The sequence below is a fragment of the Nodularia sp. UHCC 0506 genome (assembly GCF_034931045.1).
Lineage (GTDB): Bacteria > Cyanobacteriota > Cyanobacteriia > Cyanobacteriales > Nostocaceae > Nodularia.
Map to the genome: position 1 here is coordinate 267,640 of NZ_JAYGHH010000001.1, position 13,224 is coordinate 280,863.

General features: G+C 39.5%; 13 protein-coding genes. 3 read left to right on the forward strand and 10 right to left on the reverse strand.

Features of this window, described 5'->3' with window-relative positions; translation table 11 throughout:
• Positions 1-81: 81 nt before the first annotated feature.
• The 10 genes from VB654_RS01190 to VB654_RS01235 all read right to left on the reverse strand — a co-directional run bounded on the left by VB654_RS01190 (position 82) and on the right by VB654_RS01235 (position 8,840).
• Positions 82-393, reverse strand: coding sequence for an STAS domain-containing protein (locus tag VB654_RS01190; protein ID WP_323211472.1), 312 nt, complete (start codon positions 391-393; stop codon positions 82-84).
• Positions 394-547: 154 nt separating this feature from the next.
• Entirely contained in the window at positions 548-1,015 is a 468-nt protein-coding gene (locus VB654_RS01195) for an anti-sigma regulatory factor (protein WP_323211474.1), read from the reverse strand.
• Positions 1,016-1,060: 45 nt separating this feature from the next.
• Positions 1,061-2,059, reverse strand: coding sequence for a sugar transferase (locus VB654_RS01200; protein ID WP_323211476.1), 999 nt, complete (start codon positions 2,057-2,059; stop codon positions 1,061-1,063).
• Between the two features lie 17 nt (positions 2,060-2,076).
• A complete protein-coding gene (locus VB654_RS01205; protein ID WP_323211478.1) occupies positions 2,077-2,562 on the reverse strand; it encodes a glycosyltransferase in 486 nt (161 codons plus the stop codon).
• 119 nt (positions 2,563-2,681) lie between these two features.
• Complete coding sequence (gene pssD, locus VB654_RS01210; RefSeq protein ID WP_323211480.1) at positions 2,682-3,143, reverse strand: PssD/Cps14F family polysaccharide biosynthesis glycosyltransferase; 462 nt, start codon at positions 3,141-3,143, stop codon at positions 2,682-2,684.
• 23 nt (positions 3,144-3,166) lie between these two features.
• On the reverse strand, positions 3,167-4,189 hold the full coding sequence (locus VB654_RS01215) for a glycosyltransferase family 2 protein (protein WP_323211481.1): 1,023 nt from the start codon (positions 4,187-4,189) through the stop codon (positions 3,167-3,169).
• Positions 4,190-4,243: 54 nt separating this feature from the next.
• Positions 4,244-5,197 carry a glycosyltransferase family A protein gene (locus tag VB654_RS01220; protein ID WP_323211482.1) on the reverse strand — a complete coding sequence of 318 codons (954 nt, stop codon included), beginning with the start codon at positions 5,195-5,197 and terminating at the stop codon, positions 4,244-4,246.
• The gene (locus tag VB654_RS01225) at positions 5,194-6,471 is read right to left on the reverse strand and encodes a lipopolysaccharide biosynthesis protein (RefSeq protein WP_323211484.1); all 1,278 of its coding nucleotides are present in this window, start codon (positions 6,469-6,471) and stop codon (positions 5,194-5,196) included. The genes VB654_RS01220 and VB654_RS01225 overlap by 4 nt, the downstream gene beginning before the upstream one ends.
• Positions 6,468-7,466, reverse strand: coding sequence for a glycosyltransferase family 4 protein (locus VB654_RS01230; RefSeq protein WP_323211485.1), 999 nt, complete (start codon positions 7,464-7,466; stop codon positions 6,468-6,470). The genes VB654_RS01225 and VB654_RS01230 overlap by 4 nt, the downstream gene beginning before the upstream one ends.
• A 153-nt stretch (positions 7,467-7,619) precedes the next feature.
• Positions 7,620-8,840, reverse strand: a complete 1,221-nt coding sequence (locus VB654_RS01235; protein WP_323211486.1) for a polysaccharide pyruvyl transferase family protein — start codon at positions 8,838-8,840, stop codon at positions 7,620-7,622.
• 496 nt (positions 8,841-9,336) lie between these two features.
• Here VB654_RS01235 and VB654_RS01240 point away from each other — a divergent pair, with 496 nt between their 5' ends.
• From VB654_RS01240 to VB654_RS01250, 3 genes are all read left to right on the forward strand, one after another.
• The gene (locus VB654_RS01240; RefSeq protein ID WP_323211488.1) at positions 9,337-10,368 is read left to right on the forward strand and encodes a polysaccharide biosynthesis/export family protein; all 1,032 of its coding nucleotides are present in this window, start codon (positions 9,337-9,339) and stop codon (positions 10,366-10,368) included.
• Positions 10,365-11,762: a GumC family protein gene (locus VB654_RS01245; RefSeq protein ID WP_323211489.1), complete on the forward strand. Its 1,398-nt coding sequence runs from the start codon at positions 10,365-10,367 to the stop codon at positions 11,760-11,762. The genes VB654_RS01240 and VB654_RS01245 overlap by 4 nt, the downstream gene beginning before the upstream one ends.
• A 160-nt stretch (positions 11,763-11,922) precedes the next feature.
• Complete coding sequence (locus VB654_RS01250) at positions 11,923-13,212, forward strand: O-antigen ligase domain-containing protein (RefSeq protein WP_323211490.1); 1,290 nt, start codon at positions 11,923-11,925, stop codon at positions 13,210-13,212.
• Positions 13,213-13,224 lie beyond the last annotated feature (12 nt).

Here is a 13,224-nt window from a genome sequence, read left to right on the forward strand (position 1 = left end):
TATGCACAATTTTCACGTCGCGCATTTCGACTCCAGACCAATACATTGTAATTCGGAATTGCAGGTTGTCCAGACACAATATTAAGCAGATCCGAATGATGCCTGATCAAGTAACACTTCAAAAATCTGATTTGTGTTAGTCATATCAAAGACCATTTTTATTTGTTCGTTGATGGAACAAATGACCAATCTACCATTGATCTGTTTAACTTTTTTTAGCGTCATTAGCAAAGCACTAAAACCGGAACTATCCATAAATGTAACATCTTGAAAATCAATCAAGATAGTTTTAATATCTTCTGCGATAATTTCATCTACTTTTTCACGTAGTTGATTACCATTCTTACTATTAAAAATGCCTTGGGGCTGAATCACTTTTACTTGCGAATTCATAAACGTACCTGAAATAATTATCTCGAAATTTTGTTGTATTAATTCTGCTGCACATAAAATGCACAACACAGAATAAGGAAATTAAGCATCTAATTTAAACAAATTACGAAAATTATTAAACCAGAGCTATAATTACTGGATTCTTGTCTTAGCATTATGAAATAGCTAATTTTTTTCTCAGTAATAAGCAGTTTCTATTTCCCAGTTCATGGATATAACTAATTGTCCAACCATAGTCTTTTTTGAGCTTTAATAAGAAAATGCAACCCCATTGAGATTCATGATCTAAAGGATTAAAATTCTTTTGATTTATTTCTTGATTGAAACATTCTATAGCTGCTTCTAAATCAAAAATATCACCTCGATCCCAAATACAAATCTGGAAATATTGAGAAGATATTTGAACTTCTAAATCCACAGGAGTTTCAGGGCTAAGATGGCTGTGAGCATGACGCACAACATTTGTAAAACCCTCCAATAAAGCAGTCTGTCCTTCCAGCCAAGTTTGATAAGATATCCGTGTGTTATTGAATTGATTAAACCATTCCACAACTGTTGCCATTGCATCAATATCGCTAACAACTTGTAGATTAGAATTATGGGGCGCTAAATTTGTTTCCATGAAATTTCAGAAAAAAGTAAGCTATTTGAACTTTGCAAACATCTATTATACAGCCCCCGAATCTTTGTTGAAAACCACAACAAATGTTTTCAGCAATAATTTCAAATCATAACCAAGACTCCAATTTTCTTGGTAGCGCAAATCGAGGTTAACCACATCTTGAAAGTTGCGAATTTTTGAGCGTCCATTCACCTGCCACTCACCACTCAATCCTGGTCTGACATCGAATCTTTGCCAATTGAGAATTTCGTATTGTTCTAATTCATCTAGAGTAGGCGGACGAGTACCAATTAAACTCATATCTCCTGTGAGGATGTTCCAAAATTGGGGAAATTCATCCAAACTAGTTTTGCGAAGAAAGCGACCAACACGAGTAATGCGGGGGTCATGATCATTTTTGAAAAAAGCACCAGAAGCTTGATTATTAATGGTCGATTTGAGAGCTTCAGCATTAGTCACCATTGAGCGAAACTTCCAAATACGAAACTGTCTTCCCATCCAACCACAACGAGTTTGACTAAACAGGATCGGACCTGGACTATTAATTTTAATAGCGATCGCAATGGGAACAAACAGCACAGCAGTTATGCTCAAGCCCACAATTGCCCCTACAATGTCAATTATTCGCTTCATAGGCGATCGCACCGAAGGATGGGTTAAAGGTGGACGCTGTTGAGATTTACGACTGACAGTAGGGATAATTGCCACAGTATCGGGTTCAATATGCAAAATTTTATCCAAACCAACCATAGAAAAAGCCAGTTTCACTTGGGGATTAGGACTCCAAACAGTTAATTGAATGTTTTTAGCCTTGGCTGATTTGATATTAGTAATTAGTGAACCAATCCCACTACTATCAATAATTGTAGTTTGACCAAAATCTAAAATTATTTTGCTAACAGTAGCATCTTCCACCCATTGTTTAAAAGACTCCCGAAAAGATACAGCTTCTATCACAGTTAAGCGGGGTGGTAACTGCACTAAAAGAGTATTTTTGTAACGATGAATCACCAAAGATATCATTATTTTGTCATGAGCAACCATGATTTACCTGCCTAAAATTAGTTGAGAACTTGACCAAAACGAAATTGTAAGCTATTGCAAAGAGCAACTGCACTAGCATGAGAAACATCAGCCACAGAAACCTTTCTAGGGGCATCTATAAACCGCACTAAATCTCCCGGACACCAAGCAACAGGAACATTAATTTGCGATAGCGCTAAACCAAGTTCTACCTGATGATCATCAACGTGTTCTTTAAACTCTTGACTACGAGAAACTAAAATATAAGGCTTATCCAAAGAATCCAAAAGCAGTAAAGTTCCTTCACCACAATGAGCGATCACAATTCGCGCTTGCTGAATCAAATCTTGAAATTTTTCTTCCTTAAGAAAACGGTAAACCTTTGCACCAGCCGGTAAAATAGTGGAGTTGCCGTACTGAACAACTACTTCTTCTTGAATCATTTCCGACTGTAACAACACCTCAACCCATTGCATGAGACGATTGAAAGGATATTGTTCTGTACCAACAGTGACTAAAATCATAAATTAAAGAGGGAATAGAGAATAAATTATCTAATCTTGTGGGATGGGCTTCTAGTCCGTCCGGGTTTAAAGGTAGGCCAGATGTCTACTGCACAAACATTAATTGAATATGTTTTTATTTAATAACTTAAAACCTCCTGGGGAATCACAAGTTCAGCTTGAGGATAACGGGCTTGTAATTGTGGCCACTGTACATATAAAACACTCAGAAAAGGTAAGGCTAATCTCGCCGATAAACTTAAAGTATTAACCCGTGTTACCGATTCAATAAATACAGTTTTGCTACCCAATAATTTGCCCAAAATCAGAAAAGGAACAGCAACACCAGCACCAGTAGAGATAATTACATCTGGTCGGGTTTTCCTAATTAATTGCCAAGATAAAAGCAGATTTTTGCATAAATTTGGCAGATTTCGATTAGTAGGACTGTAAGCCCAATACACTTGTTCTTCAGTTAGTTCTGCTTCTGTAGTTTTAGTGCGAAAAGTCACCCAAACTCGCTCTTGATTTTCCCAAAAAGGACGTAATTGTTGCAGAGCTTTAAAATGTCCACCAGAAGAACAAACTAATAAAATTGTCATAATTAATAATTGGTAATTATTTACTAACCCATTTGTTCTTTTTGAATGCGTCTTTGCTGATTTGTTCCTGTAATTTGCATGATTAATTTCTCTAACCATTGGTAAATTGATTTCGGTAGTATCCATAAGAGATAACCAGCACTCAAAGATATGAAAGTGCGTCGAGGTTCTTCCAAAATAATCCGCCAATAAGTACCCAAGGCTTGGTTTAATAAACTAACTGCCGTTTGAGCAGCTCGTTGTCTTGTGGCTCGCCGTGCTAAATAGCGTAGTTGATAAGCCCTAGCTTTATTGCCCCATTTTTCAATAAATTCAGGATGATCAACTTGGGTTTTAACGAGAATTTGCTGCCAAGATTCATATTGTTTAAAAAGATTAGCCGACAAACCACCATTATTTAGACGGTAAAGAGTCAGAGCTTCAGGAATACCTTCTATTTTCCAAGTAGTTTGTAAAGCAATACGTAACCAACATTCAATATCTTCAGATTGACGAAAACGATCATCAAAATAGAAATCTTCCACCTCCCCATGAAGATTAGCTTCAAACTTAATAGCTGTCAAAACGTCCCTGCGAATTACAACCGCAGATCCATTACCAATAGGATTACGACAGAACAAATATTCAGGAGTAATATTTGTTAACTTAGGCATTTGATAGATAGCTAAAAGTGTACCTTGCTCATCAATAAATCGAGAGCGGGAAAAACTCACCCCCACTTGCGGCGAACCTTGCAAATGCTGAATATGTTTTTCCAACTTTTCTGGCAACCATAAATCATCACTATCAACAAAAGCTAAAAACTCCCCCTGTGCATGACGAATTCCTGTATTTCTCGCCCCAGCCAAACCGCGATTTTGTTGATAAATAATTTTAATTCGCTCATCTTTAAATTGCCGACAAATCTCAATACTTTTATCAGTTGAGGCATCATCAACAATAATAATTTCTAAATCGCCGTATGTTTGTGCCAGAACAGAATCCAGCGTTTCAGCAACCGTTTTTTCAGAATTATAAACAGGAATAATCACAGATATTTTAGGCATAACATTAAACCAGAGAACAGGAACGAATTTTTTAGTTTTTAATTGAGTTCTCTCTCAGCGTCTCTGCGCCTGGTGCGTGAGAAAAATCTGCTCCATCACCAAAGCCCCAAACACAGCCACCAAAGTCAATAAACTCCGTTTTGGCTGATAAAATAACAATCGCCAATCAGAAGCTAAAGCACGACTCATAAAATCCACCCCCACCTCAGCTGGTAACTTTAACCGGAAAGCCCGTCGAGCCAGATAACGCAAATGTAGAGCTTGAGCCAAAGCAAAATGATTTTCCACCAATTGTGGCGCATAGATTTTCGCTTTCTGTACCAGTTGATTCCAACCCGCTTCCATTCGATATAAATTTGCGGAAAGACCAGCAGAACTGGTTCGATAGCGAGTTAAAACTTGATTTATCCCAGCAATTTCCCAAACACCAGTACATATCACCCGGAGTAACCATTCCAAATCTTCGGAATAACTCATATCGGGAGAAAAGCCTCCTACTTGAGCAAATACTTCCTTACAAACCACCCAATTAGAAGTAGTAGTGGTGGGATTTTCTGAAAGTAAATGTTCTGGTTTTAAATTAATCAAACGGGAACTAGAAACCTGTCCGGTTGGTTCACCTGTTTGATTGAGTATTTCCACTTGAGCAAAACTCACTCCTAATTGGGGATGAGATTGAAACTGTTGGAGGTGTTGTTGAAGTTTATCGGGAAGCCATTGATCATCAGCATCGAGAAAAGCAATTATTTCACCTTTGCTTTTGGCAATTCCTAAGTTACGAGCAGTAGAAACTCCTTGATTTATTTGCTCAATTAAATGAATACGATGATCTGTTTCTTGATATTGCCTGATAACTGCAACTGTGTCATCAGTAGATCCATCATTTATTATTAATAACTCCCAATCAGAGAAAGTTTGTTGTTGAACAGATGTGATAGTTGCTGGTAAAAACTCAGCCGCATTGTAAGCCGGAATAATTACTGTGACCATTGGATTAATATTTGTCATGGGTTCACCTCTTGCAAGAACTTGGGTAATTTTTGCAAAGTTGCCCAGAAGGTGTACAGAGGTTGCAAAGTTAGGTGTGTCACCGTCACAGCCACCGCAGCACCCACAATACCCCAGTTTGTACCGACACAAATAGTAGTAGCTAAACAAGCAGTAAACAAGAGATTCCAACGCAATTCAATTTGTGGTTGACCAAAAGCACGAAACATTAAAGAAGCAGCATCGGCAAAAGGACGAGATAAAGCTGAACAACAAATTAAAATTAATATAGGTACTGCGCCTCGTTCTACCCATTTCTGTCCAAATATTAGGGGAACATAAAAGGGAGCTAAACTAGATTGCAACACTACTAAAGGCACAATCATTAAAGCTATTTTGCGTAGGCTTTGGCTATAGCGTTGGGTAAATAACTCTGTTTGAGATTTGAGATCACATAGGTCAGAGAATAGTGAAACTCTTATAGCGTTAATTACACTTAAACTTATTCCTAATCCGGCATTAAAAGCAAAATAATAAATTCCTAATGCTTCCACACCAACTAGGCGACCAATCAAAAGATAATCAATATTTTCTCTGAATATTGTTAACAATTCTATTCCTAAAATCCGACTAGCAAAAGATGTGATTCGTTGCCATTTATCAAAAGCGAAAGATTTTGTCATCCGCCAAGGATGATATTTAAATGTAAGAATAATCCAGATGGGCGCGACTAAAAATTTCGGTAAAACAATTGCCCACATTCCCATACCTGAGAGGGCGAAAATGGCTGTCAGAATGTTATCTGTAGATACTTGGACTGAACTGATTAAGGCGAGAATATTCAGGCGATTTTCTCTTCTGATTAGGGCTGTTTGTACCATTGCCAGAGGATAAATCAGGTATGTAATGGCAATCAGACAGATAGGGATAATGAGATGGGAATTATTATAGAATTGTGCGATCGCTAATGATGCCAAACATTGAACTATAAATAAAACTAAGGCAATTATCCAGTTCAATCCATAAGCAGTACGGCATAACTCTTCCACCTCTTCTGCTTCTGCTTGCACGATTTTGTCAGCAATACCGTTGCGGGTGAAGACCCGAATAAATTCGTAAGTCATCAACACAATGGCAGCTAAACCATAATCTTCAGCACTGAGAAAACGAGCAAGAATGACTGTAGTAACCAGACGAAATACCCTAATTACTAATTCAGAAGCCCCCATCCAGCCAATATTGCGGATAAAGCGGTCTTTTTTGAAAGCAGATAAAGTTTGGATTAATGCTTTCATGTCAAGTCCTCTAGCAACTTGTCCCAGTTAGATAGGTACCTTTGCCAAGAATTTATGGCTGAGGCTTTTCCTTGTTGTCCCATATCGGCTAATTTGTCTGCTGGTAAATTCACTAATTCCTGAATTGCTTTAGCTAGTGCTACAGAATTTTCTGGAGGGATAAGTAGGCCAAAGTCTTGAATTTGCTCACTCAAACCATCTACGGCGGATGCAATAATTGGTTTACCAGCAGCCCTAGCTTCTAGACAAACATTACCCCAAGGTTCCCAACGGGAGGGAATAACCACGGCATCGCACTGACTTAAAAAGGCAGGGACATCATCAATGCGTCCGACAAATTCAATGTTGGGACAGTTAGCGGCTAATTGTTTTAATTTAGTTTCGTCTGTTCCTGTTCCACCAATTTTTAATTGCAGTCTTGATTCGGGAATTTGTTTAACTGCATCAATCAGAATATCAAAGCCTTTTTGGGAGGAAAATCGCCCATAAGCACCTAATATAAATGGTTGCTCTGACAATCTCGGTTTGGGGGAAATATTGAAAAAGGGGTCAATAAATCTGGAGAAAGGAATTACCGTGATTTTTTCGGTCGGTGCTAATTGGTTTTTGATTATCCAATTTTGCTGTCCTTGGGAAACAGTAACTAAGCGATCGCACATCCGATAAGCCAATTTTAACATTCCATGAAACCGAGTCACAGAGGGAACATTAAAGTTTTCAAAACCTGCACAGTAGTGATGTTCATTGATAATTAACTTGGCTGAACGCCGTAGTTTCCATAGTGGAAATAACCCCCGCCAGGAGGAGGCAGCATGAACTATAATTACTTCAGGTTGTTGTTTTGATATGATAGAAGATGCTGCTGATAAAGGCGCAGTCATAAAGGTGAATTTTTCCGATAGCCAGGACGTTTCTAAAGTTTGTAATGTGGCTTTAATGCCACCAGTCCAACCCATGCCGGAACCACCTACCAAATGGCAAATTTTCGGTTTCATAGAGTTTTATTTTCTTTATTTTTAAATTAGATAGAAACTTCTCCCCTGCATCTTTGCTCCTCCACTGATTTCAATGTGCTAATCAATGACCAAAGAAAAAAAGGATGCAGAGCAACTAAATTTATTTATGGAGAAGAAAAAAGTGAAACAACATTAATTCAAGCCCCCGGATTTATCCGTGGGGTATTTAATTTTGAATTTTGAATTTTGAATTTTGAATTTGGAGCGCAGCGACGTGACTCGGCTATAGCAATTTTGAAAATCCTGTTTGACCTGTTGGCGAATTGTTTGATCATCAAAGGTCGTAACAGAGGTAGCAGCGATCGCATCGAAGTTAATATCTGGGTTAAACTCTTCCAGGCTACAACCAGGGATTTGTAAGCGTTTGGTTAAATCTTTACCCTTGTTTGAGTAGTACAAGTTATATGGCACTCGACCACTTGCTAAGGCTAAAACTGATGTATGATATCTGACTGCCACAATCACACGACAAATAGCCAATGCAGCCATTACCAATTCCCATTTAGGTATTTGATGGCTAAAGGCAAAGGGATTAAAAATTTTTAGCTGAGGTACTTGTTGGACAATTTCTTTGGCCATGGCCAAGTCATGATCAGCACCGTAAGCTTGAGACTGAATCACCAATACAGGTTGATATCCCTGTTGGCAGAATTTACGACTTAAGGACACAAGTTGTCGTTGAAACTGCTGATTGTCATGGCGATACATGGAATCAAAGGTACGCAGAGAAATCAAAGCTGCTGATTCTGGTCGGATTTCCAATGTTTTTAACACCTGTTCAGCTAAGTCTTTAGCTTGCTCACTCGCTGATAAAGTAAATGCTGCATCAAAAGATAAAATTGCTGGGATGCCAGCTGTAGTTAAACGTTGATGGCTTTCGACATCGCGCACACAAACAGCAGCTAATTGACGCAAGCAATAGGTCAAAGCCTGAAAACTCAAACTGTGACATGAGCGGGGAATCGATTGTCCAAACACAAAAGTATGCTTGGGCGATCGCCTTAACTGAAGCAAGTTCCTAATGAAAGATTTGGTAATTAAACCTTCACGGGCATTATTAAAAATATCGCCACCGACACTAATATAGGCATCACAATGCCTCATCTGCGTCACAATTTGCAAACTAGGAATGTATTCCGGTTCGGAATCTTGGAATTGAGCCACAACTTTAGCCTCTGATGCTAGAGCAGTTAAGGCACTATAGATGGCTGCATCACCAATATTGAGTGTTGAATAAGTGTTTACCAGACCAACGGTGAGTCCCATAATGGAAATTCTCAGAATTAATTGACTGGTAGATGCCCGAAAAAAATAGCTTGGGTTAAGCAATAATGCTACCCAAAAAAGATTCACCCCACAGATAAATCTAGAGGCTTGTAGTATCAAGAAACTTACACCCGAAAAGCCACTGGCTTGATGTGATGGTTGTTGATTGCCTTTTTATTGGTAGATGTCCAGCATTTCCTGGGATGGCAAACAACTTTTTAGGAGAGATGCATTCTTTTTTAAACCCTGTAGTATTTTTATACACTTAATTTTTCCAATTGTCAAATAAAAATTGTATAATTTTTTTGAGAACTAGCTCCTAAATCATTGAGTTATTCTATCTCATTAATTCCTCTGATTCATCACAATAATTGGTGGCATAAAATAAGTAGTATTACTGCTTCTGGTGGGTTAGAGAGTTAGTTAGATTAGGAGACAGGGTATTTGCATCTCAAGTAATATTGTAAAATAAATATTAGTTATTAGGGGCAATTAAAACTAGATATTCTAGTGGAAACTACTAATTAGTTGTAGTCTGTTATTCTCACGAATTACTGAAATAGCCACTTACGTATTTTCTCTGATGATGCTTAAACTTTTACTTTTTAATGCCATAGTTGCAACATTAATATTCGCGCAACCTAGTTGGGCATTGCCTCTATCTCCGGGCGATCGCGTCAAGGTCACTATTCCAGAAGGAGAAGAATTTAGTGGAATTTTTGAAGTTAACTTAGAAGGCAATTTAGAGATTCCCTATCTTACCCCGTTGCCTGTTGTGGGTTTAGAACCAGAGCAAGTTGAAGAGAATCTGAAGACAGTTTTGATTGATGGCGCGTTTTTCCAGCCCTCCTTTCTCCAGGTAAGTTTAAGAGTAGTGCAGTGGGGGCCGGTGGAGGTGTTTGTCAGTGGGGCAACATTTTTACCAGGAAGGGTATTGATCAATGAACTTTCCCCAGGGGAGAGAACACAGCCTCCTGTGCCAGTAGCTGGACAATATCCCATCAACCGTTACTTGGCATCTGCGATCCGTGATGCAGGAGGAATCAAACCCACTGCTGATATCAAAAACATTCAATTGATCCGCGATAGAAAAACCCGAATTATTGACCTATCTGGTCTATTTACAGGTGAATCCTTTGTTGATGTACCATTGATTGCGGGCGATCGCATCATCGTTCCAGATTCGGGACAGATGCACAATGAACTCGTGCGTCCTTCCCCAATTACCCCGGCTGGTGTGAAAGTATTTCTTTCCAATCTCACCGTACCAGCTACGGGTAATGCTGTTTCTGGGATTGGACGTGATGCCACATCATTTCCTTATGGTTCTCGATTTTCCCATGCGGTGACAGCAGCCAACTGTGCTGGGGGGACAAGGGGTACTAATGCCGAACGCAAAGCTATTCTAGTAACTACTGAGCATTTGACTGGAAAAACCAACTACTTGCAGCGTCATGTCAACGATTTACTGACAAATTCTACCAGCGATGTTAACAACCCTTTTCTTCAGGCCAATGATATTGTCGCCTGCTATGACTCAAAAGTTGTTCAATTTCGGGATATTATCCAAACCATCTTATCCCCTATTCCCATTTTGCGAGATTTATTCAGATGACACAGAGGCTCTTAATTTTCAAGATGGCATATCTGGGGAGTTTCCTGAAAGGCCGTTGGCTGCGCTATCTCATCCTCAGTATATTGGGTAATACTTTGATTTGGGGGTCGTCGTTTCAGTATTTGAAAATTACCAAACCTACTTATACTAGTGAGTGGGGGTTGATACTCAGTAGCGGTAGTTTAGGCGTGAACGTCAACCTGCCAGGAATTGGTCAAGCGTCTTCTTCTACTGGCTCCGCTTTAGGGAGTTCTACTTATGATCCTAGAGCAAATCTGCAATATATTTTTAAAAGTGACCGCGTATTAGAAGCCGCAGCAGCGATCGCTAAAATTCCGGTTGATCAATTCAATCAGCCCCGCATCAAACTGTTAAACAACACAACAATCATGCAGTTTGAAGTCACTGGCAAAAGTCCAGAAGAAGCACGGGATAAATCTTTAGCTCTCTATGAAGCAATAGTTAGCCACATCAATGTCTTACGATCTGGGGAAATTAGTCAACGAGGAAAACCTTCCCAAGAAATTCTGCTCTCCGCCCAGCGTAAACTAGAGGACGCACAAAAACAACTCTCGGATTATAAAATGCGTTCTGGTTTAAATTTTCCTGAGCAATTAGGTAATTTATCGACTAATATTGAGCAACTGCGCCGATTACGAGCCGAAACTCATGCCCAAGAGCAACTGACTGACAAACGAATGCAGCAGTTATCTCAGGATCTAGGACTTTCCCCTGCTGAAGCAGCAACAGCTTTTTTTCTCCATGTAGACCAAATCTTTCAACAAAACCTCAAAGACTACAGTGAAGCGACAACTTCCTTAGAAGTCTTAAGCACTAAATTTGGTGTTAACCATCCTCAAATCATTAAAGAAAGCAAACGTCAAGAAGCTGCTTGGTATGCCTTACTTGAGCGTAGTGAATACTTATCAGGTCAGCCTCTAACTCCCGCAACACTCAATCGTTTAGCTTTGGCTGTGAACGGATCTGGGCGGGATATATTATTCCAGAATTTGGTGACTTACCAATCAGATCAACAGGGATTCAAAGCCCAAGTTAAAGGTTTGGACGTAGCGATCGCTCAACTAGAAAAGCGTCTAGATAATCTTTCTCAAAAGCAATCAATCTTAGAAAACTTGAAGCGAGATCAACAGATTGCTGAAGCGACTTTTGCCTCTACTCTCACCAAATTAGATTTAGGGCAAGGGGATATATTTTCTACCTATCCTTTAATTCAAATGGCGATGGAACCTACTTTGCCAGATGCACCCACTACTCCTAAAAAGAACTTTATCTTGGCGGGAGCGGCGGCTGGTTCGCTCTTTTCCACCCTCGGTCTTGGTGTGCTGTGGATTCGTAAACCCTGGTTAGACAAGCTATCTAAATGGATATCATGATACAGCCAAAGTTAAGTCGCTGCGCTCCGAATTCAAAATTAAAGACAATTAGTGAGAGCAAAACAATTCAAAAAATGTCACTCAACTTCGGATTTTTGGATTAACCTCTCCGTGATTCCCAATGCCCTGTTGATCAATCAGCAATTTTCTCAGGAAACTGATGTTGAAGCATAAAAAAAAAGATGATATTAAGCCGGAAAATATACCAGAAAAAGCTGTGTGGTGGGCGATCGCTAATACCTATTACATCTGGGTTTTCGGCGGGCTTTATGTTGTCGGTGCGGTCTTACCTTGGGTACTAATATTCTTGTTACTAATTAAAATTCTGGCTCAAACTAAAGACACTCCAGAGGAGGAAAAAATCACAATTTCTTTGTCTGTGTGGATATGGATTATCTCAATGTTGATGATGCAAGTGGCATTAATAGCCGGACATCTTGACTACAATTTACCAACAAGTTTAATCATTAAATCCTCCATTGGCTGGGCTAAAGGTTGGGCTGCACTAGCTCTTTATCCCTTAGCAGGATGCTTAAAGATCCGCCCCCAGATAATTTATCGTGCCGTTTGTATCGTGGGTCTTCATACCCTGTTGATTGTCCCTTTTTTATTAGTAACTCCCTTACTAAACTTACCCCAAGTCCTTTACGTCTCACCACTAAAAGCCGTAGGTGGGCCTGGTAATGAATTTTTTGACGTGCCTCTCTATGAAATTGATGGCAGCACGGGTGATTTACGCTGGCGGCTATTTACCCCTTGGGGACCAGCATTAGGTTTTGTGGGCAATGTTAACTTTATGCTGGCCTTGCAAGAAAAAAATCAGAAATGGCGCTGGTTAGGACTAGTAGGATCAGTTGTCATGTGTCTTGTTTGTAAATCCCGTCTAGCTCAAGTTTGCATCATTATTATCCCCGTACTAACAAAAGTCTTATCTGGTTTAGCTCGGCCACAGATGCTCATTGGACTGGGTTTTTTTAGTTATCTGAGTGGCATTTTTGCCCCATCAATCATTGTGGCCTTTAATAATTTTTGGGAAGGTTTCAAGGCCGCAAGAGCCGGGTCAACAAGGGTACGTATGGCTTTAAAAGAAATTGCTGTCTATCGCTGGAGAACCGAAGCTCCAATTTGGGGACATGGTGTGGTTGAAGAAGGACCCCATCTTGTTGAGTATATGCCCATTGGTTCACATCATAGCTGGGCGGGTTTATTATTTGTCAAGGGCATTGTTGGATTTATCGCTCTAGCTGCTCCCTTGCTTTTTAGTTTTGTTGATTTGTTAATTAAGTCAATGGACAGTAGACGGCCAACTGCTAAAGTAGGCTTGAGTGTTGTGATGATTCTTTTTCTTTATACCTTTGGTGAAAACTTAGAGATATTAGTTTATTTATATTGGCCAGGATTAGTAGTGATGGGTCTTGCTTTTCAAGAGACTCGCAAGGAAGTAGATTGATAGGAAAAACCT